This is a genomic window from Lactobacillus sp. N54.MGS-719, assembly GCF_000980505.1.
In the GTDB taxonomy this organism is placed as follows: Bacteria; Bacillota; Bacilli; order Lactobacillales; family Lactobacillaceae; genus Lactobacillus; species Lactobacillus amylovorus.
Map to the genome: position 1 here is coordinate 1 of NZ_LARO01000014.1, position 20,558 is coordinate 20,558.

At 37.3% G+C, this 20,558-nt stretch carries 19 protein-coding genes and 1 pseudogene; 4 read left to right on the plus strand and 16 right to left on the minus strand.

The genetic code is table 11. The features are described 5' to 3' along the window. Nucleotides 1-39: 39 nt before the first annotated feature. The 9 genes and pseudogenes from WS44_RS09895 to WS44_RS04015 form a co-directional block, all read right to left on the minus strand. Nucleotides 40-681: a beta-1,6-N-acetylglucosaminyltransferase gene (locus WS44_RS09895; protein WP_288145683.1), complete on the minus strand. Its 642-nt coding sequence runs from the start codon at nt 679-681 to the stop codon at nt 40-42. An 11-nt stretch (nt 682-692) separates the two neighbouring features. Further along, the gene (locus WS44_RS03985) at nt 693-1,670 is read right to left on the minus strand and encodes an SDR family NAD(P)-dependent oxidoreductase (protein WP_288145684.1); all 978 of its coding nucleotides are present in this window, start codon (nt 1,668-1,670) and stop codon (nt 693-695) included. A 10-nt stretch (nt 1,671-1,680) separates the two neighbouring features. Continuing rightward, nucleotides 1,681-1,767: pseudogene (locus tag WS44_RS09900) on the minus strand (sugar transferase); the annotation flags it as partial. A gap of 33 nt (nt 1,768-1,800) precedes the next feature. Continuing rightward, nucleotides 1,801-2,850: an IS30 family transposase gene (locus tag WS44_RS03990; protein WP_046433240.1), complete on the minus strand. Its 1,050-nt coding sequence runs from the start codon at nt 2,848-2,850 to the stop codon at nt 1,801-1,803. Nucleotides 2,851-3,149: 299 nt separating this feature from the next. Next, nucleotides 3,150-3,503 carry a hypothetical protein gene (locus WS44_RS03995; RefSeq protein ID WP_046433242.1) on the minus strand — a complete coding sequence of 118 codons (354 nt, stop codon included), beginning with the start codon at nt 3,501-3,503 and terminating at the stop codon, nt 3,150-3,152. A gap of 241 nt (nt 3,504-3,744) precedes the next feature. Further along, on the minus strand, nt 3,745-4,950 hold the full coding sequence (locus WS44_RS04000; protein ID WP_013641841.1) for a L,D-transpeptidase family protein: 1,206 nt from the start codon (nt 4,948-4,950) through the stop codon (nt 3,745-3,747). Nucleotides 4,951-5,025: 75 nt separating this feature from the next. Further along, a complete protein-coding gene (locus WS44_RS04005) occupies nt 5,026-5,583 on the minus strand; it encodes an ECF transporter S component (protein ID WP_013437815.1) in 558 nt (185 codons plus the stop codon). 9 nt (nt 5,584-5,592) lie between these two features. After that, nucleotides 5,593-6,414, minus strand: coding sequence for a PfkB family carbohydrate kinase (locus WS44_RS04010; protein WP_013641840.1), 822 nt, complete (start codon nt 6,412-6,414; stop codon nt 5,593-5,595). 68 nt (nt 6,415-6,482) lie between these two features. Then, a complete protein-coding gene (locus WS44_RS04015) occupies nt 6,483-7,571 on the minus strand; it encodes a serine hydrolase (RefSeq protein ID WP_118027927.1) in 1,089 nt (362 codons plus the stop codon). Between the two features lie 251 nt (nt 7,572-7,822). Between WS44_RS04015 and WS44_RS04020 the strand changes: the two genes are divergently transcribed. Further along, nucleotides 7,823-8,455 carry a phosphatase PAP2 family protein gene (locus tag WS44_RS04020; RefSeq protein WP_013437812.1) on the plus strand — a complete coding sequence of 211 codons (633 nt, stop codon included), beginning with the start codon at nt 7,823-7,825 and terminating at the stop codon, nt 8,453-8,455. Nucleotides 8,456-8,675: 220 nt separating this feature from the next. Here WS44_RS04020 and mmuM read toward each other — a convergent pair whose 3' ends face one another. The 3 genes from mmuM to recQ form a co-directional block, all read right to left on the minus strand. After that, the gene (gene mmuM / locus WS44_RS04025; RefSeq protein WP_046433247.1) at nt 8,676-9,671 is read right to left on the minus strand and encodes a homocysteine S-methyltransferase; all 996 of its coding nucleotides are present in this window, start codon (nt 9,669-9,671) and stop codon (nt 8,676-8,678) included. A gap of 142 nt (nt 9,672-9,813) precedes the next feature. Continuing rightward, the gene (locus tag WS44_RS04030) at nt 9,814-10,266 is read right to left on the minus strand and encodes a flavodoxin (RefSeq protein WP_046433248.1); all 453 of its coding nucleotides are present in this window, start codon (nt 10,264-10,266) and stop codon (nt 9,814-9,816) included. A 92-nt stretch (nt 10,267-10,358) separates the two neighbouring features. Continuing rightward, nucleotides 10,359-12,125, minus strand: a complete 1,767-nt coding sequence (gene recQ / locus WS44_RS04035; RefSeq protein ID WP_046433251.1) for a DNA helicase RecQ — start codon at nt 12,123-12,125, stop codon at nt 10,359-10,361. A 111-nt stretch (nt 12,126-12,236) separates the two neighbouring features. On the opposite strand from recQ, the gene WS44_RS04040 reads away from it, so the two are divergent. Both WS44_RS04040 and WS44_RS04045 read left to right on the plus strand, forming a co-directional pair. Beyond that, complete coding sequence (locus tag WS44_RS04040) at nt 12,237-13,577, plus strand: Trk family potassium uptake protein (protein WP_014565800.1); 1,341 nt, start codon at nt 12,237-12,239, stop codon at nt 13,575-13,577. Further along, nucleotides 13,570-14,241 carry a TrkA family potassium uptake protein gene (locus WS44_RS04045; protein ID WP_013437807.1) on the plus strand — a complete coding sequence of 224 codons (672 nt, stop codon included), beginning with the start codon at nt 13,570-13,572 and terminating at the stop codon, nt 14,239-14,241. Before WS44_RS04040 ends, WS44_RS04045 begins: the two co-directional genes overlap by 8 nt. A 106-nt stretch (nt 14,242-14,347) precedes the next feature. Here WS44_RS04045 and WS44_RS04050 read toward each other — a convergent pair whose 3' ends face one another. Then, on the minus strand, nt 14,348-15,610 hold the full coding sequence (locus WS44_RS04050; RefSeq protein ID WP_013437806.1) for a methionine gamma-lyase family protein: 1,263 nt from the start codon (nt 15,608-15,610) through the stop codon (nt 14,348-14,350). Nucleotides 15,611-15,628: 18 nt separating this feature from the next. Continuing rightward, complete coding sequence (locus WS44_RS04055; RefSeq protein ID WP_046433254.1) at nt 15,629-17,722, minus strand: putative ornithine decarboxylase; 2,094 nt, start codon at nt 17,720-17,722, stop codon at nt 15,629-15,631. Nucleotides 17,723-17,959: 237 nt separating this feature from the next. On the opposite strand from WS44_RS04055, the gene WS44_RS04060 reads away from it, so the two are divergent. Continuing rightward, nucleotides 17,960-19,432 (plus strand): APC family permease, encoded by a 1,473-nt coding sequence (locus tag WS44_RS04060; protein ID WP_013437804.1) that lies wholly within the window; start codon nt 17,960-17,962, stop codon nt 19,430-19,432. Nucleotides 19,433-19,597: 165 nt separating this feature from the next. Here the strand turns inward: WS44_RS04060 and WS44_RS04065 are convergent, their stop codons facing one another. Both WS44_RS04065 and WS44_RS09905 read right to left on the minus strand, forming a co-directional pair. Then, a complete protein-coding gene (locus tag WS44_RS04065) occupies nt 19,598-19,966 on the minus strand; it encodes a hypothetical protein (RefSeq protein WP_333562528.1) in 369 nt (122 codons plus the stop codon). Between the two features lie 326 nt (nt 19,967-20,292). Further along, nucleotides 20,293-20,436 (minus strand): YSIRK-type signal peptide-containing protein, encoded by a 144-nt coding sequence (locus tag WS44_RS09905; protein ID WP_288145685.1) that lies wholly within the window; start codon nt 20,434-20,436, stop codon nt 20,293-20,295. Nucleotides 20,437-20,558 lie beyond the last annotated feature (122 nt).

Here is a 20,558-nt window from a genome sequence, read left to right on the forward strand (position 1 = left end):
AATGGACTTTTTATTTTCTATCAAGTGTTCAATTTAATTTTACAATCGGCGAATTTGATTTTTTTTACTTAAAATATAGCTCACACAATCATCTGGTAAACTAAACCATTGCGAACCATATCTCAAAGCTATTTGATTTTTCTTTACTAAATCAATACCTATTTTCACTTGTAAATGAGCATACAACTTGTTAACAAGTCTAGCACTATATTGAATCAACTTATTTGGATATCTAGCATATTTAATAAATATATGTTTTACTGAAACTCGATAATAAACTTTTTTACTCCATTTATTTGTTTTAGATATCTTTCTTGATTCTAAAAAAAGTTTATTAGAATTAGTAAAGAAATTAATAAACTCATCTACCGGTTTTATTAATAAATCTTGCCCACTAATAAGGTGATAGTATGAGTAATCGCTATATTTTTGTGCAAATTGTAGCAGAATTAATTCAACTTGAACCTGAGAATATCCAGCCCAATATACTTTTATTCTTGGTTTTACATATATTAACTTTGAATATCTCAAAATTTCTTTGTAATATTCAAAATTAAAATTCGAGCATTTTGCATCTACATGAATGAATATATCTATATATGGTGAATCTAATAATCTTAAATTCGTTTCTAGTACATAGCTATTTTTATGAGCAATAACTAATACAGCCTGTTTATTCATAATAATTTATATCAAAAAATACTTCCTAAGTTAATTGCTTTGGGGTAGACTTTCTTCATTTCTTCCCATTCAACAATGAATTTATCTGTTATTGGATAAACCAACTTGCCAGTTAAGGTTGGCTTATCATAACGATCAAATACTTCAATATATACAGTCTTAGCACCCATTAATTTTCCAATATAAAAAAATGGAACTGCTACAGCTGCTCCACTAACTTCTTCATAAATATGAATCATATCTAATAAAGAAGTTTCTTCGCCTTGCGCAACATTATATACTGTTGCTTTAGGTGTTTTAGTAGCCACAAGCCTTAATGCTTTAACTACATCAGCAACGTACACAAAGTCTCTAGTTTGTGAACCATCACCATACAAATTAAAAGTTTCATTATTTTTTAACTTATCAGTAATAATTGAAAGAACACCTGAATATGGTGATTCTGGATTCTGGTTAGGCCCAAATACATTGAAGAATCTAACTGCTACAGTTGGTAAACCATATAGTCCTTCATAGTCAATTGTAAATCTTTCAGATGCATATTTATCAACTGCATATGGAGTCAATGGTTGACATCTGGTAGTCTCACTCTTAGGCATATCTGGCAGATTACCATATACTGCAGCTGAAGAAGTAAACACAAAACGCTTGAGGGGTAAATTATTGTGATGAATAAATTCTAATGTATCTAAAACTGCTTCTTGATTTACTGCATGAGTTTCAAGTGGACGTTCTACTGAATCAGCTACACTAGCTACGGCAGCCAAAAAGAAAATATAATCAAATTTATATTCTCTTAACAAATGATGCATAAACTCCTTATCAGTCACATCATGTTCTAGAAATTCAAGATCTAATCCTTTAATATTCTTAATTTGCCCCATTGACAAATCATCTACAACAACTACTTTATTTCCATCATCAACCAAAGCTTTCGCTAAATTTGATCCAATAAATCCTGCTCCACCTGTAATTAATACCTTGCTCATAAAAAACTCCTTAATACGCACCATTGGGATGAATCATAACTAATACAGTCTTAATAATTAACTTGAAATCTTCCCACAAACTGGAATGATTAATATACGTAAATTGCAATAATAACTTGAACACTTTTGTTTAGGCTGTTTGATAGATGCGATCTAATTCTCTTTCAAAGATTTCATCTGGTGTATGATAAGCCAAGATCTTTCTTGGCAATGAATTGCACCAAGTTTCAATGTCAATGATTTGTTGGAGAGAGTAGTTATGAATATAGTCACCTTTAGGAATGAATCTGCGAATAAGGCCATTATGCCTCTCTACAGTGCCTTTATCACAAGAAGTATATGGATGAGCATAATAAACTAGTGATTTGGAAATATCTTCCAGCTGAGATAGATCCGCAAATTCAGAACCATTATCAGTCGTAATAGTTTTAAAGATATCGTTCCAATGCTCGCTGTATTGCTTGCGCAGACTTTTAAAGGCATTCATTACACTGGCAGCTGTTTTATCTGGGATTTTAATAATTAGGAACTCACGGCTCATGCGTTCAGACAAAGTTAGCAGCACTTCGTCGTCCTTGGTCTTATGGCCTAAAACAAGATCACATTCCCAATGCCCAAACACATCACGCTTATTAACTTCCTGTGGTCGTTGTTCAATACTGCGGCCTAGCTTGTTCTTATTTTTACGAATGCGATGAATTTTGGTATTGCGCTTGAGTTTCTCTGGCAAATCATAGTTATGGATGTTTAACAAGCCTTGATCGACATAATTATAAAGCGTCCTGGTGCAGACAATATCGTTGCTGGTAAATTTCCCTACAGCAGTGCAGCGATTACTGCAGGCGTCGAGCGACCAGCTATCTTCAAAAAAGTGCTGTTGGACGTAATCAATAAACTTATGCTTCTTAAGAAAATCCGATTTGCGTCCACAGTATCGACGATTGTTTTGATAAACACTCTGACCTTGTTGGGCTTTATAACGTTTAACTTTACCGTGATACAGCTTAACAGCCCCTCGTTTGATCTCATAGTGAATTGTACTAGGGGAACAGCCAATTTCTCGAGCGATGGAACGCAAAGAACAATGATCTTTCAAACGAGTTTGAATAATAACCCGCTCTTCAAGCGATAGATGTGTTCCTTTTTTACGCTTGTCCATGATAGAATGTAGTGAGTCCATTTTGACCTCCATAGATGTTTTTGTGGTTATTAACATTCTATCAAACAGGTCCAAATGGACTTTTTATTTTCTATCAAGTGTTCAATTTAATTTTACAATCGGCGGCAAATTCTTTATCCATTAATTCACCATAATTATATATTATTTCACTATGAATTCATAGTAATGCTCTTTGCTATAATTTATTACGTAAAAATTGATGCTTTTCTTTTTTAAAATATTGTTCTTTTTCTTTTCTTAAATAAAAAGGCATGTTCCATACAGAACATGCTTAAATATCTCTATATCTAATCTATTTTTTACTTTTCAAACCAATCCCAGTCATCACCAACAACGTGAACACCGCTGTCTTCCTCATCTTGACCAGAACTAATTCTTTCCATTCCAGTAGGACGTTCAACAGTGTATTCACCACGACTGTTTTGCTTAACGATTGCTTCAAATTGAACAACGTCGCCTTTTTCAAGGTTTAATTCCTTAAAGGCTTTGGTCATTCGTAAAACAATTTGTTTAACTACAACATTGTCTTCATTATTAACTGTCAAATTTTGAAAAATTCCCTTACGATCATCAGGACGCAAAAAGGTTGCAGTAAAAATACGGCGTTCACCATCTGCATATTTTGCAAGTTTCTCATTATAAATATCGATCATCTTTCAAAATCCTCTTTTCCTACATTGCTTACTATAACATTCTTTTTATGGTTATAAACATTAAATTATAAAAAAGCCACAGCAATGTACATAACATTACTGCGACCTTAGCGAGATTTATAATGAAGAAAATAGGTTATGTAATAATCACTTCAGGAGGAAGGATTTTCATCCGGCCACTTGTTATGGTAGTCCTATTTTCTTTATTTGTTAAATTTAATTTATAAATGAAAGATTTTGATTATTCGTAAATAATTACAGGTTCGTTCTTAGAAATGTTGTTCCAAACGCTTCTAATTTCACTTGGCTTAACGTTGACACAGCCGTGTGAACCACCCTTTAAGTAGGCTGTCTTGCTCCAGTCAGTTCTCCAACTTGCGTCGTGGAAGCCACAACCACTCAAAGTAAATGGCATCCAATAACTAACTGGTGAAGCATAACTTGAACCATCATCGTTACTACCACGGAGAGTGGCATTTCTTTGTTTGTAGTGGATGTACCAAACGCCACGAGGAGTTTGATCGCCCTTGCTACCTTCCATAGTACCAGTAACGACATCTCTTAAGTGAACTTTAAGCTTGCCGTTTCTTACAAGCCATACTTCTTGCTTCTTCAAAGAAACAACGGCGTAAGTATTGCCGATTTCATGATTTGATCTGCCGTAGCCGTGAGCATAAGTACTGTAACCTAAACCATAAATGGCATCTGCACCATCAAAAGTAGTCTTACCTTGTGCAAAGGCATCAAGCAAGAGACGACGGGTCTTTTGTACGTATACGCCCCAACCCCAAGTCTTGTTCTTAACAGTAATGGTCTTACCCTTTACTTTATTGCCAGTTGGAACAGTAAACTTGTAGCTCTTATGCAAAGTAGAAACTTCTTTATCAATTTGGTTCAACTTGTCAGTCAACTTAATTGTGTTGCCAAATTTGTATTTGCCATTTTGGTAAGAAACATCATTTAAGAGTTCGCTAGCCTTTAACTTGTAGCTTTTACCATTAATCTTATAGTTAATAGTTGCCTTTTTAAGACTATTCAACTTATTCTTGGCAGTAGCTAAATCCTTAGTGGTGTAACTGTAGCTCTTGTCTGATGGTGTCTTAGTGTGTTGCTTTTTAAATAGCTCACTAGTTTCTTGCTCATCAATTGTTTGACTAGTAGTGCTATAGCTGTACACCAACTTGTTGTCTTTCAATGTAACTACATTCTTTGCATTCTTATTAACCTTATCTGTAGCCTTCTTGACAGTTAACTTGCCTACCTTAACCCCATCGATTTTTACATTAGGATTAAAGTGAGTTCGTGCAAACTTTTCAGCTGCAGTTTGTGTAGCAACACGGTGATTATGGATGCTAAAACCAGCAATGATACCGATGATAATGACAATTCCGACCACTAAGATGATCAGATTATTTCGTTTATTTCTTTTCCTCAGATCTTCGTTCATAAAATTCTATCCTTTTTATCATTCAATAGACTTAATATAGCACCCATCAATACGTGTGTAAAATCTATTGTTTCTTTAATTGGCCTTTTTCATAATTGCCTTCACCGCATCTTTTAGAGCAAAGTACAAAATTGGCGTACAGATTGCGGTGGAAATTGAATTGATGACGGTTGCTGGCAGACTGACAAAAGCTCCAATATAAGCAACTTGTAAACTAGTTCCCACCATCAGTGCTTCGACAATTGAAACACAATAAGTAGTAAAAATTTTCGTCACCCCAGCAATGATACCTAAAATAATGATGTTCTTCTTGGAGTCGCGATAGTTCATCCCGCGATAAACAGCGGTTAAAACCGTTGCTACAACTACGACTTCCAGCATCGTCAACCATGAAGTTGCCGCATAACCGTTAAGTAGGTCAAAGCCACCTAACCCGATAATCCCGGCAATCATACCGTTGCGATAGCCTAAATAAAGGATCGCTACAGCAGTTAAAGTATTACCGAAGTGAATAAACGGACGACCTACCATTGCTGGTACGGGAATACGCAGTACCCAGATCCCGATATAAATAATTGCCGCAAATAAACCAGTAAAAATTAAAGATTGTAACGAATTAATATCTTTTCTCATATCTCACACCTACTTTTCTATTTCATCCAATAACCATGGCAAGCCTGCCGCATAGTTAGGCCCAAACAGCGGATTTTGTTTCGTATTCATAATTGCTAATCTAATAAAATCGGCCGCAATTGAACAGCTTTTTTCTAAGTTGTTGCCATGTAAAACTGCTGCTAAAAATGCACTAGCAAACATGTCGCCGGTGCCAAAGAAGCTGCCAGACAATTTTTTTTGAATTAATGACCAGTTTTTACCATCTGTTACACCAACTTCACCGATTTTCTCCTTAGTGATAGAAATTCCCGTAATTACCACATTGGGAATAGAAAACTTTTTAGCTAATTCTGTGGCAAATTCCTGTGCTTTTTCTAATGATACTTTTGTTAAATCTTTGCCTAATAAAAATGCTGCTTCAGTGATATTCGGCGTTAAAATCGTCGCTTTGGGGATCAGCTGGCGCATCTTTTTGACATATCCCTCGTCCAAGCCGCGGTACATCTTGCCATGATCGGCCATCGCAGGATCAATTAAAACTACCTGATCGGCACGTTTTATTTGTTCGATCTTATCAAGCCAAAAATCTAACGCATTTTGACCTAAGTAGCCTAAATATAAAGCATCAAAGTTCAAATTAATTTTTTGCCAATGAGCAACTATTTTAGTCATTTCACTACTTAAATCTAGATAAGTATTGCCTTGAAAACCGGTATGCGTAGACAAAATGGCCGTAGGCAGAAGAGTTGACCTTGTGCCACATGCACCAAGAATAGGCAGAGCTACCGAAGATGACACTTGCCCTGCACACGACAGGTCCTGACTGATTAAAACTCCTCCATTAATCATTTCCTCACTCCTAAATAAAAATCTGCTACTAGCTTATCATAGGTTAATAGCAGGACTAAAATAATATTCTATTTTGAACTAAAAGTATTAGGTTGAATGTGGTTCAAAATTTGGTAACCAATTTTCTTGTTTCTAGTTTCATCGTTTTGAGTTTGATTCAAGAACATGATTAAACCATTTTGATTATCCTTGGTCAATTGTACCCAGTTACCAAAGTGAGTATTGTACAAGTTACCATAAGCGGACTTAAGGTTGCCCTTAACGTACATCCCACCTGAATAACCGTTTGAAGGCTTAGTATCAAGGTTAGTCATATAATTGAATTCAGCTTGGTCCAAAATCTTGCCATTGGTCAAACCAACTTGGATCTTGTAGTAATCCATTGGGGTTGAGAACAAGTTACCAGCACCTACAAGTTGTGAAGCTTGTTGCTTTTTAACGTATTGAGCCCATTGATAGTTCTTGTAGTTCCAAGTATATGAAATCCCATCGGTCATACCTGAAGGAATGTCTTCAAGGAAGTAGGTTCTCTTCAAGCCTAATGGATTAATCACACGTTCTTGGACATTTTGCTTGTAAGACTTACCGGTTACTTGGCGAATAATACCTGCAAGCAAGATGTAGTTAGTGTTGTTGTAAGAAAACTTGCCTGGTTGGTTTTGGGTAGTTGAGTTCAACTTGTTAACCACCCAGTTGATCGCATCATTTTCTGAATAAATGCGACCACGGTTAACTTCAGTATCTGTTGCCTTAAGACCTGAAGTATGAGTCATCAAGTTACCTACAGTGATATTTGATGCACCCTTCAAGTTAGGATACCAATTGGAAATCTTAGTATCTTGCGTAAACTTTCCTGCATAAATCAATTGCGTAATAATTGCCGCAGTAATTACTTTTTGCAATGAACAAACTGGATAAACCACCTTGCTGTTGCCTGCGCCAAGACGCTTACCATAATAGCCATAGCCGTAACTAATTTGTTGTGGTTGACCATTTTTAACAACAACAGTAGTTCCTCTTGCATAGTCGTTTGCAATTGTTTTTCTTACAAAACTGCGCATTTCAGTTTGATCATCTGCCGCATTTGCAGTCTTAGCTGTCGCAATTGAAGCAATTGGCAATGCAGAAACAGCAGTAAGCGAAATGGCCGTTTTGATTAATATTCTTTTAAAATTAAAATGTCTCGTTTTCAAAACCCTCCAGAAATGTTAGTTTCTTCATAGCATAATCTTAGCATTTATTTTTTTCATTGGAGTTACATATTATATAAATTTTTACTTATTAATAAGGATAATTCCTCTAAACTTTCATTTTTCAATTTTCTTACCAAGAAAATTATCTTTATTATTTATATTTTATATGGTAAACTTTTCATGTTGTTTAAAAATTAATTTACTTCGAGGAAAATATGCGAAAGAAAAATATCACAGCTATTTGTGTTGGTTTGCCAATCTTCTTAATTTTGGCGATTTCAATCATGATGCATGCGAGCTGGATCAATGAATTCGACAACTTCTTTGAACAACTTGTGCATACAATCCCTGGCTTAAAGGGCCTGATGCTCAATATTACGTTCTTGGCCGATACCAAGGTTGATCTGGTTTGGATGCTACTTATTGCAATTATTCTATGGATTGAAAAGCGGCGACCCCTCTCGCTCAGCATTGTCGTTTCATTAATTACTGCTGATGCGTTTGGTTGGATCGTTAAACACATTGTCCAACGTGCTCGTCCAGTTGCTCACCTGGCAGTAGATGACGGTTTCAGTTTTCCAAGTGGCCACACATTGGGCATGTCAATCATCGTCTTTTGGTTAATGCTCATTTTAATTCCAGCATTAGTCAAAAACAGAACTACTAGAGTTTGGTTAAACGTACTTTTGGTCGTCTGGCTTGTTCTAGTAATGATCTCAAGAGTTTACTTGTATGCTCACTTCCCATCAGATGTCTGTGGTTCAGTTGCACTTGGTGCAATGTGGATTGGCATTGTCGATGCAATTTGGGACAAGGTAACTCCGAGAACAGCAAAAAATGATTTCTAAAAAAATAACCACTAGCATTTGCTAGTGGTCTTTTTTTACAAAAAAAAGTCACTAAGGAAAATGTCCTTAATGGCTTTTCTACACCTTCAAATTTCTTCCTATCAGCAGATGCCCTAAGAGACATCTTGCTTAGCCTTTTCATCCTCGGAGCGCTCATCACACGCCCCGCTATTATATTACCAAATTATCTAAAAAATTGGAAGAGATTTGTTTTAAAAAATTACACTTTTGATCTGGTTGACTTCATTAAATTTATATTGGGTTTAAGATCTAATTTTTGCTTGCTCTTCTGATTATTCAAAATTTTATAAAAGGCGGCGATTTGACTAATTTCTTTAACTCCAGTTGAGCAGCATCCCCCAATAATGCAAGCACCGTGCTCATACCATTCCTTGCTTAATTTACCAAAATCAAACTTAGCATTAAACGGAATCCAATTTCTCTCGAATTCGTTATATACGCCACCCAAGTTAGGGTAAACGATAATGTTTTTCTTGGTAAATTCGCGCATCTTATCGATTGCAGTAGTGGCTAAAAATGGCTTAAAGCAATTGGCACCAACCGCGAAGACTTGATCATACTCATTTATTTTTTCCATCACCTTTTTCAAAGGAGTGCCATCACTAATCTTTGTTGTATCATGCAAAGTAAAACTCACATACACTGGCATTTCAGGTGCGTTTTCTTTTAACCAGTCTAAAAGGACAACTACCTCATCAAGCTTAGGTTGCGTTTCAATAGCTAAACAATCTGGCTTATTTTGAAGCAATACTTGCAAGCGTGGCAAATGAAAATCCAAGTATTGTTTTTTAGTTAGATCATAATCGCCACGAAATTCGTCGCCTTCGGCTAAATAAGCGCCATATGAACCCACAGAAGCGGCTACATAGTTATGGATACCTGTCTTCTTTTCAAAATCATCTCTCGCCTTTTTCGCTATTTTTACCGCATCAGCAATCATTTCTTTAGCCTTGTCTTCAGAATAACCGTGCTTTTCAAAAGCTTGCACATTTGCTTGGTATGTATCGGTAATTGCCATTTGAGCACCGGCTTGGAAGTAGTTCATATGAACTTTATAAACTTTATCTAGGTCTTTGTCTAAAGCTACAGCTGTCCATAAATCTGTATTTGTATCAATTCCTTGTTTCTCAAGTGCTGTTGACATCGCACCATCCAAAACAAGACCCTTACTAGAAATTTGTTTAATCAAATCCATATCCTCACCTTATTCACATTAATATATTTAATAATTAATATTAATTTAATTTTATATTAATAAAGCGAGCGAATCAACCTTTAATTTTCATTTAACAAAAAAAGCAGCCCATCAGCTACTTTACATAATAATTTTTATTTAACTATTTTACCCAGTCGCTAACTTCACTATCGTCACGAGCAACGCCAATAATATTTAAACCGTTACCCCATTCTTTAAAGTGACTTGCGTAAGCCTTATGGTTGGTTCCTGCAGAAGTAAAGAATGAAGCAACTTCGCCTTTGTAGTTCTTCATCTTTTCAAGAAGTGATTTGATTGGGGTTGCAGGATAACCTGACCAAACTGGACTACCTACTAAAATCAAATCATATTTATTAAAGTCGATATCTATAACTTGTGCTTCAGGAAATTCTTCTTTTCCTTGGATTTGATCTAATGCAATGTCATTAGTCTTATACATATCTGAATCGAAAGTACCATCAGCTACAGTTACTTCTTCAATGTCACTACCGGCAATTTCACCATTAATCTTTTCAGCCATTTTCTTGGTATTGCCTGACCATGAGTAATACAAAATTAAAGTTTTTTTAGCCATCTTTAGTCTTCCTTTCGTTTATTACCCCTATTGTAGATTAAAAAGAATAAGTAAGCCAATATAAAGGTAACTAATTTTTCTATAAGTAATAACTAAAAGCTCTTAATTACCTGAATCATGGTTGCACCATACTTTTGCATTTTGGCTTGACCTACCCCACTGACTTCTAAGAACTCTGCTTCATTTTGTGGTTTGATCTTAGCCATATCATGCAGGCTGCGATCAGAAAAGATCATAAATGCAGGTACTCTTTGCTTTCTGGCTAATTCCATTCTCTTCTTTCGTAATGCTTCATATAAATCTGGATTTTCATCCTGAGCAAAAATTTGCTTTTTCTTTTGGACCTTGGCAATTCGTCTTTTTACTGTTATTTTGCCATCGAGCACATCCCAACCACGATTAGTCACATGAACTAACGGATATTTCGTGCCTTCAATTTCTAAATATCTAGACGCAATTAGATAGTCAATTAAGCTGATTGCCTCTTTTTGATTCATTTTTAAGCTACCAAAATGATCGTACTGTGAAGCATTCATCTCTTTCATTTTTTGATTATTTGAACCAACTAGACACTGCGCTACAACGTTTTTACCAAAACGACCATCAAGTTCGTAAACCATCGAAATCACTTTTTGCGCATCGGCCGTAATATCAGTTAATTCATCTTGGTTTAAACAATTAGAGCACTTGCCGCAAGGTTCACAGTCTTGCCCGAAATAGCGCACGATAAACTGCTGCAAACACTCACCCGTATTGGCATAATCGGTGATTGCTTGCAATTTTTGATACTGCAATTCGCGGTATTTTTCATCAGCCGTTGATTCATCGATAAAGAAGCGATACTGGCGCAAATCTCCCGGATGGTAGATCATAATTGCTTCACTTTCTTCGCCATCTCGACCAGCACGTCCTGCTTCTTGATAGTAGCTTTCAATATTACGAGCACTTGAGGCATGAATGACAAAGCGGACATTGCTTTTATCAATTCCCATTCCGAAGGCATTAGTGGCAACAATTACCTGAACTTGATCAAATTGAAACGCTTCTTGTACTTCGTCTCTTTCTTTAGTCTTCATCCCGCCATGATAGGCTCCAACTGAGATACCTTTTTTAGCTAAATAATCAGTTAGGCTCTCTACTTTCTTACGCGTATTGGTGTAGATGATCCCTGCTTCATCGGGATGCATTTTGATGTACTGTGCAATATAAAGTGGCGTGTTTTGCGGTGAATTAACCACCTTAAAGCTCAAATTTGGACGGGCAAATGAAGTGATAACCATATTTTGCTTAGGAATATTCAACTGCTCACAAATATCATCTTGAACCGCTGGCGTGGCAGTTGCAGTTAAGGCCAAAATATTTGGTCTGCTCTTCAAAGAATTTATTCCATCAAGCAGCTGTCGGTAAGCCGGTCTAAAATCATGTCCCCACTGAGAAATACAGTGTGCTTCATCAACTGCAACTAAATCGATATCTAAGAAATTAAGTTGATATCTAAAATAGTCGATTGCTAGACGTTCTGGCGTAATATAGATCAATTTGATCTTGCCCTTATAGGCCTGACGCAAAATCGGATTTACTTCTTTTTGCGGCGTCGCAGAGTTTAAAGCAGCCGCATTAATTCCGTTTTGCTTTAAGGTATCAATCTGATCCTTCATTAATGAAATTAAAGGTGAAATAACCAAGGTAACGCCAGCATTCATCAAGGCTGGAACTTGATAACACAGCGACTTCCCTGCACCAGTCGGCATTACCGCTAGTACATTCTGTTTATTTAAAACTAAATCAATGACTTTCTTTTGTCCTGGACGAAAACTATCATAGCCAAAAGTTTGTTTTAATACTTTTTCTGGATTCATCTAATTTTCCTAACTTGCATGAAATACTTTCTTTATTTTAGCAGAGTATCAATGAAAATTCTTTTGCCTTATAATTAATAAAGTATTCTATCTCAGAAAGAAGGAAAAAACTTGATACATCTTTTTCATCGACGTATCACATTTTCACTTGCTTTAACCATTGGTTTCTTAATCTTGATCCTTATCGGCAGCATTCTTTTATCGCTGCCGTTTGCGGATAAAGCAGGCCAAGCCACTGCTTATTCTGACGCGCTCTTTACTGCAACTTCGGCAGTCTGCGTTACCGGATTAAGTACAGTTACCACGGCTACGCACTGGTCATTTTTTGGTCAGCTTGTGATCATGATCTTAGTTGAAGTTGGCGGTTTGGGCTTTATGACTTTTGCCGTCATGCTCAGCAACTTTGCTCACCAGCGCATGAGTTTAGGTGCAAGAATGTTAACGGGGGAGGCCCTTAATCTGAACCACCTTTCTCAATTTCGGGTTGTTCGTTTAATTATTCGCCTTTCATTGGTGATTCAGTTAATCGGAGCAGGGTTGCTTTTCATTGCTCTAGAACCCAAACTTGGCCTTGGCAAAGGTATCTGGTACAGTCTTTTCCATTCGGTAGCTGCTTATTGTAATGCCGGTTTTGACTTGTTTGGTCCGTCGCTTGAGCAATTGAATAATAATCCTTATGTTTTAACTGTGATTATGCTCTTAATTGGGGCTGGTTCATTTGGTTTCTTAGTTTGGCGTGATTTATTAACTTACCATATTCGCCACAAGATCACCCTGCATACCCGTTTTGCTTTAACGGTTGGTTTAATTATCTTAGTTTTATCAATCATCGGTTTCTTGTTCAGTGAGCAAAACCTTAAGCAATTCAGTGGTAGTCTTAATGGCGTAGATCGTTTCTTTAACACCCTATTTTTGGCAGTAACACCAAGAACGGCCGGATTTTTCTCGGTTCCTTATTCTAAACTAAGTACGGCCGGGATTGCCATTACCATTATCTTGATGTTCATCGGTGGTACCCCTGGCTCCACCGCTGGTGGTGTTAAAACCTCAACTATCGGAATTCTCTTTTTGCAAAGTATCGGTACGTTTACTGGAAAAGAACCTGCCTTTTCGCACCGCCGCTTCACTCGTGATAACATCAATCGCGCCTTAACCCTATTCTTTTCTGCGATTTTATTAATCATTTTAGCGACTCTATTATTAACTATGACCCAACCAAGTTTAGGTCATAATGGTGTTACCAAGGCTGTTTTTGAAGCAGTCTCCGCATTCGGTACCGTAGGTCTAACATTAGGACTTACACCACACCTTAATTTATTTGGCAAAATTATTATTATGGCTTTGATGTTTATTGGACGTGTTGGAATTTACACTTTCATGTATTCTATCTTCAAGTCACATCCTACAAAACAAAGTTATCGTTATCCAGAGGAGGAAATTATCATTGGCTGATCAAAGTTTTGCTGTTTTAGGACTAGGAAAATTCGGCATGGCACTTACTGTTGCCCTTTTAAAAGCCGAACAAGATGTTTTAGTAATTGATTCAAACGAAGAAGTAATTAACGATGTAGCCCATCTGGTTACCCACGCAGTTATTGCGGATGCCACCGATGAAGATGAACTGCGTGATTTGGATATTGGTTCTTTCGATCATGTTTTTGTCACCATGGGTGAAAACGTCGAAGGTAGCATTATCGCAACTATGCTAGCTAAGAAACTTGGCGCACCTGACGTTACAACGCGGGCCAATAACCACAATCACCGCTTGGTTCTTGAAAAAATTGGAGCTGATCATGTGATTGAACCTGAACAAGATATGGCCCGTCAATTGATTTTCCGTCAACTTCACCCTAACGTGGTTAACTTCTTCCACCTTTCTAAAAATGTTTCTTTGATTGAAGTTAGCGTTGAAAATCCACGTTTCTTTAATAAGTCACTCGGCGAATTAGATTTTCGTAAGAACTACGACGTTAACGTAATTGGCATTGTTCATGATGGACACTTGAATGAGGTGCCTCTTGCCACAGATGTCATTAATCCACATGATCAAATTACTTTGATTGGCTCTAATGAAGCTGTTCAAAAAATTGACGATATCTTACAAGAAGATAAGTAATAAAAAACTGCCTTGAGAATTATTTCAAGGCAGTTTTATTTTACTTATTTTTCTTATCCTGATTATCCTTAGCTCAAACAAAAAAGGCATTATCTGCCTTTCTTTATTACTTGTAAAATGTTTCTTCAACCGCATGCGTGATGGCAATCTTATCATGAGCATAAGACAAACCGCCTTGAATGTACAACATGTATGGATCACGAAGCGGACCATCAGATGATAATTCAATAGTTGAGCCTTCAACAAATGAACCTGAAGCCATGACAACTTCATCTTCATAACCATCTTGGTGGTAAGGAATTGGATCAACGAATGAGTTCATTGGTGAGTAGTGTTGAATTGCGGCACAGAACTTAACCATTGGATCTGGTTTACCAAAGGTAACAGTTTGCACAATGTCACTACGAGGATCGCTCCATTTAGGTGATACTTCCAGGCCCATTTCTTCCAAAAGTGCAGCTGTAAAGACCATACCCTTTTGTGCTTCACCAGTTGTATGAGGTGCCATGAAGAAGCCTTGGTAAATATCACGTAAGTAGCCCCAAGTTGCGCCTTCACCTTTACCAGCACCTGGCACAGTCAAACGTGAACCGGCACCATCGATCAAGTCTTGACGGCCTACCAAGAAGGCACCGCCTTTAACCAAACCGGCACCTGCGTTCTTATAAAGTGAACCAGCCATCATATCAGCACCATAAAATGTTGGTTCTTCACATTCTGAGAATTCACCATAACAGTTATCAATAAAGATGTTAACGTCAGGACGAACTTCCTTAACAAATTTAAGCATCTTCTTGATCTTGTCCATGGTAAAAGTCTTGCGCGTTGCATAGCCAAGAGATCTTTGAATAGCTACAACCTTGATTGACTTATCTTGAAGATCTTCTCTAGCCTTTTCGTAATCAACTTGACCATCATCAGTTAATTCAGTGGTCTTGAAGTTGATGTCCCATTCCTTCATGTTGCCTGGCTTGTTACCTGCTAAACCGATAACTTCTTGAATGGTGTCATATGGAGTCCCAGTCAAGTAGTAAAGGGTGTCGCCTGGACGAAGCATGCTGAAAAGACCAACGGTAATAGCATGAGTACCTGAACCAAATTGTGGTCTTACTAAAGCATCATCTACCTTGAAGTAGTCGGCATAAATATCCTCAATCTTGTCACGACCAATATCATCGTAGCCGTAACCAGTTGATGGAACTAAGTCTTCTTCACCAACATGGTGCTTTCTAAACAAATCAAGCACTCTTTGTTGGTTGTATAAAACTTGTTCATCGATTTCTTCGATTCGAGGCTGAATCATCTTTTCAACCTTAGTTACCTTTTCTTTTAATTCTTCTGGTAAATTTTCTTTCCAAGAAAAACTCATTTTTTACTCCCTTTTCTCTTATTTTTTAATGACTTCCGCCTGTACTTTTAAGGTACCATCTTCATTTTGATCCAAGTATACACCTTGAATTTCTGGTACAAAGCCTGGGAATTTTTCAATGGCATGGGCTAAAACTTCAAAGTACTTTTGATCAACTGTGTCCCACTTTTCACCAGGAGCTACGATAAAAACACCTGGTGGGTATGGCAACGCACCTTCAGCTGCCGTTCTGCCAACTACATCTTCAAAATCAACGACTTCATTTTCATTCCGCTTAAACATTTGATCAGCTTCTGAAGGCGTCATCTTGTAGTCTTGCATCCCTGGCTTTTCGAACAACTTTTGCTGCAAAACAAAAGTATTGTTCTTCTTGTAGTATTCATGCATTTCCTGGCAAAGCTGCTTAACAGTGTAGCCCTTGTAGCGGTCAGGATATTCCTTGTACAAAACAGGCAAGACGTCTTTTACTAAAGCATCGTCATTGTAGTACTTTTCAAACTTCAAAAATGCATCAAGCAAGGTATCAAGCTCTTCTTTGGTATCGCCTGGAGTTAACAAGAATAAAAGTGAATTCAGGTCGTTCTTGGCACGAATAATATGATTTTCCATCAAAAATTCCGCTACAACTGCACCAGGAATACCAGTTTCTTCGTATTTAGCATTCTTGACGTCAATACCTGGTGTTTTAACTGTAATCTTAAGTGGATCAATCATGGCTTCGCCTTGACCCATCTTGGTAAAGCCGTGCCAGTTATTTTCCTTGCTCATATTCCAGTACTTAGCGTTAGTTGCTAATTCATCAGTTGAAATATCCGCAAAGTTATCTGGAACAAATGGTTTAAACAACTTAGACTTCTTCAAAAGTTGCTTGCGCCATTCAATCCCCATGCGCAAGATCTTGTCCCACCAAATCTTATTGCCTTCTCCAGCAGTGACATATGAATTAACAGTGAGTGAGGCATAAAGTGGGTAAGCATATGAAGAAGTAACAAACTTCAAGTATTCATGGTTAAAGTGCTTGTGATCAACGTAGCGCTTTTGGCCCTTAATGTGTGAGTCTTTCTTCAAAATTTGTGAAGCTTGGGCCATACCAACTTGTTGCTTATGCAAAGATTGGGTTACCAAGATACCAGGATCATCTGGTCCTAAGTTAAGGAGTAATGGTGACAGGTGCTCCATAATTGGCACAAATTCTTCAAAACCGCCCCATGCACAGTCAAATAAGATGTAGTCACAGAGTTTGCCAATCTTATCAACGATCCACTTAGCATCATAGAAGACACCGTCGTAAGTTTCAGCTTGCACAATAGCTAATCTAAATGGACGCTTTGCCTTAGCTTTTTCCGGATCGACTTTAGCAATTTCAGCTCTGATTTTATCTTCAGTTAAAAAGTCGGGATCCATTTCTCCAATTAAGCCTAAACCATTGCGGTCAGTTGGAATATAAACTGGCTTTGCCCCACTCATGACTAAAGCACTATTGTATAAAGATTTGTGATTGTTGCGGTCAAATAATACTAGATCGTCTTCTGACAAAAGTGCACTGGCACAAATCGAGTTGGCACTGGTTGTACCGTTGGTACAAAAGTAAACTTTATCGGCATGATAAGTTTGGGCGGCCAATTTTTCTGCATCAAGAGGCGTACCAGCATGAGTCATCGTATCGCCTAATTGAGGTACGGTGTCACTGGTGTCGGCAAACATTAAGTTTTTGCCGAAGAATTTGTTAAAGACAACGCCAGCTGGATGCAAATCATAATATTGGCCATTGTGGTGGCCAGGCGTAGTAAAACTAATTGGCTTTGCTTCAGCGAAGTTGATTAAATCAGTCAAAAAGCCTGGCACCATCTTTTGTTCATAGTCTTTAGCAGCTTGGTTGATTTTGGCAATATCAGCCTTGCTTGCTTGACCATCCACCTCAATCACAGGAATAGGAAAATCAGATTGTGCTCGCAAATCTGTTGCTTCCTGCTTAGCAGTTCGATCGCCATTTTTAATGACAATAGCTGCTAATTCAGAACTGTTGTCGATTTGATCAAGCGGAACAGATGACCATTCCCGTAATTGACTAATATTTACTCCATTTCCAATAGCAATTTTTAAAAAATCCATCTTTCCCCTTTCCAATTTGATTACAATTTTAAGTTGCTTATTGCAAATCTTATAAAAATCTTTATAATCTTTTTTTACAGTAGGGTTGCAATCTGGCCTATATTCGTAATTTACAGTACACATTATTATATAAACATTGGAGGTTTTAGACAAGTGCACTTGCCGTGTTCTCCTCCGCAGGGATAGATAAATTTTTTGTTTCACAATTAAATACATTCTTGGAGGAAAATATTTTTTATGTCAGAAGAAATCGAAACCATTAATTTCGAGCCGGGCAAAAAACATTACATGAAATGGCCGGTTATTGCCTTAATCGACTTCGTAACTATTATCAGTTTTGAAAACATCTTTTACCCATTTCAAAACCAAGGTTTATCTGTAGTTGTTTCATGGATATTCCTGTTATTCGCTTATGTTATCCCTTACGCATTAATGTGTAGTCAAATGGGATTGACTTTCAAAGACCAAGCCGGTGGTCTTGCTTCATGGGTTCGTCACTCATCTAACGATACTTTGGGTTACTGGACCTCATGGATGTACTGGGTACAAACCGTTCCTTACCTAGTAGACGTTTCCAACTCAGTTATTGTTTCATTCTCATGGATTATTTTGGGCAATAACACCTTGGACAAGCACATGTCCACTTTCTGGTTCGGGATCTTGACTTTTGTAATTATCTTGGCATTTATCCTAATTGAAAATGCGATTAAGAACTCACTTGAGCTTCTTTCCTTAATCGGTGGTGGTGCCATGTTCATCATGTCCATGCTCTTTGTTTTACTTGCAGCTTGGTCAGTGATGCACGGTCACCACATTGCCACCCAACCATTCAACTGGGATTCATTTAAGCCATCATTTAGTTTGAGATACTTCTCAACTACTGGTTTGTTGATCTTCGCTATGTCTGGTGCCGAACTTGCTGCACCTTACATTGTTCAAATGCGTGATCCAAAGCACGAATTTCCTAAGGCTATGTGGATGTTAGCTATCATGACTGGTTTCTTAACCATCTTTGGTACTTTGGCATTGGCAGTCTTCTTCAATGCCCACCACATTCCACATGACTTTAAGATGAACGGTCCTTACTACGCTTTCCAACTTTTAGGTGAAAGTTTAGGCTTGGGCAAAGTCTTGATGTACATCTTCGCAGTTGTACAAGCTATCTTTATGATGGCTCAATTAGCTGTTTTACTTGATGCTTCAAGTCGTGTATTTGCTGGTGACGTTGCCGACAGATACATGCCTAAGTGGCTTACTGGTAAGAAGGACAAGACTGGTCGTCCAGTTCACTCTTACACTTTGACTTGTGGTTTGGCATTATTCCTTCTTTTACTTACTGGTACTTTGCCAAACATTAACTCAATCTATAACTGGTTGTTAAACATCAACGGTATTATTTCACCATACAAGACTTGCTGGGTATTCTTCGCCTTCATAATGCTTCGTATGCATGAAAAGAACTACCATTCAGATTATGTCTTCATAAAAAACAGAACCGGTGCCTTAATCATGGGTTGGTGGTGCCTAATCTTCACCTTTATCTGTGCAACTTTAGGTTTCATCCCTCAAGAAGCAGAAGCAACATTTGGTAGTGCCGCATTTAACCACCAATTAATGATGAACATCATCACTGTTATCGTACTCTTCGGTTTAGGTTTCTTATTACCATGGTTACGTAAACGTGAAGAAAACCGTGAAGATGAGATGTAAAAATTAGTTTAATCTAGTAAATCAAAAAAGGCAGATGAATTTTTCTTCATCTGCCTTTTTTATATTCTATTTATTTTGATTTCTTAGCTTTGGACAACTTTTTAAACCTATCTGAAACAGATAAGTCAGCCATACCCAAGAGACTAACAAGCATACCGAAAACAGTTAAGCCAGTTGCTTTCTTATCACCAGTTTGTGGTAATTGTGCCTTTTGGCTTTTTCTTCTGAATTATTATTTTCCTTAGCATTTGTGAACTTCAAATCTGGACTAATAGCCTTGACACTCTTATTGCCAGCAGCATAACCTGGATCAACATAATCAAGTCTGTAGTCAACACCATTCTTAGTGATAACTGCATTTACGGGAACCTCATTAAATGTAGTTGTACCCTTATGACTTACTTCAGTATATTTATCAGTAACTAAATCATGTTTCAATTCTCTAGAAAAAGTAATCTTTTGCGTTGTAGATGGAGCCAATTCATTGCCATTTTGGTCAACATAATTGATTACTTCTAGATTGATCTGACCAATTTGATATCGATCAGCCCAAACGGCGCTACCCTGCCATCCTTCTTCATCACCGGTCCCTTGTTTACATGCGTTAGTGTAATCGAACCATCATCATTTTACATTTCTTTTTCATTTTGCTTAAGAGATAGGTCTATTTTTGTTCCATTATCATATTTATGAAAATTAAACTTGTCTTTCAAATCCTTAGAAGTTACAGTTTCTTCTTGATAATCAGAAGCTTCCAGTCCTTGAACTTGTTGACCTTCATTAGCAGTGCGTGTTTCATCACCACCAGGGTTCGAACCTGATTTGCCAGTAGCAGTACCATCAGAAGTAGAACCTGCTGATTAAGCTTGTGTAGCTCCAGTAGCTCCAGTAGTCCCAGCATCTGCTTTTACTTCTTGGGTAGTCGCATTTTGCAACAACGTACAACCCAATACTACAGAACACAAACCTACTGATAATTTTCGTAAACTATATCTATTCTTCATCTTCTATATCCTATCTAACGTTTTTCCTTATTCCTTTTATCACATTCGCAATCCTTATTTTAAGAGGAACAAAAAATAAGACAATAGTTTGGAGCGATTTTGGTATATACCATAAAAATAGA

Coding starts and splice junctions, on each gene's coding strand:
- WS44_RS09895 (WP_288145683.1), bottom strand. CDS start 681: ATGAATAAACAGGCTGTATTAGTTATTGCTCATAAAAATAGCTATGTA.
- WS44_RS03985 (WP_288145684.1), bottom strand. CDS start 1,670: ATGAGCAAGGTATTAATTACAGGTGGAGCAGGATTTATTGGATCAAAT.
- WS44_RS03990 (WP_046433240.1), bottom strand. CDS start 2,850: ATGGACTCACTACATTCTATCATGGACAAGCGTAAAAAAGGAACACAT.
- WS44_RS03995 (WP_046433242.1), bottom strand. CDS start 3,503: ATGATCGATATTTATAATGAGAAACTTGCAAAATATGCAGATGGTGAA.
- WS44_RS04000 (WP_013641841.1), bottom strand. CDS start 4,950: ATGAACGAAGATCTGAGGAAAAGAAATAAACGAAATAATCTGATCATC.
- WS44_RS04005 (WP_013437815.1), bottom strand. CDS start 5,583: ATGAGAAAAGATATTAATTCGTTACAATCTTTAATTTTTACTGGTTTA.
- WS44_RS04010 (WP_013641840.1), bottom strand. CDS start 6,414: ATGATTAATGGAGGAGTTTTAATCAGTCAGGACCTGTCGTGTGCAGGG.
- WS44_RS04020 (WP_013437812.1), top strand. CDS start 7,823: ATGCGAAAGAAAAATATCACAGCTATTTGTGTTGGTTTGCCAATCTTC.
- mmuM (WP_046433247.1), bottom strand. CDS start 9,671: ATGGATTTGATTAAACAAATTTCTAGTAAGGGTCTTGTTTTGGATGGT.
- WS44_RS04030 (WP_046433248.1), bottom strand. CDS start 10,266: ATGGCTAAAAAAACTTTAATTTTGTATTACTCATGGTCAGGCAATACC.
- recQ (WP_046433251.1), bottom strand. CDS start 12,125: ATGAATCCAGAAAAAGTATTAAAACAAACTTTTGGCTATGATAGTTTT.
- WS44_RS04050 (WP_013437806.1), bottom strand. CDS start 15,610: ATGAGTTTTTCTTGGAAAGAAAATTTACCAGAAGAATTAAAAGAAAAG.
- WS44_RS04055 (WP_046433254.1), bottom strand. CDS start 17,722: ATGGATTTTTTAAAAATTGCTATTGGAAATGGAGTAAATATTAGTCAA.
- WS44_RS04060 (WP_013437804.1), top strand. CDS start 17,960: ATGTCAGAAGAAATCGAAACCATTAATTTCGAGCCGGGCAAAAAACAT.
- WS44_RS09905 (WP_288145685.1), bottom strand. CDS start 20,436: ATGAAGAATAGATATAGTTTACGAAAATTATCAGTAGGTTTGTGTTCT.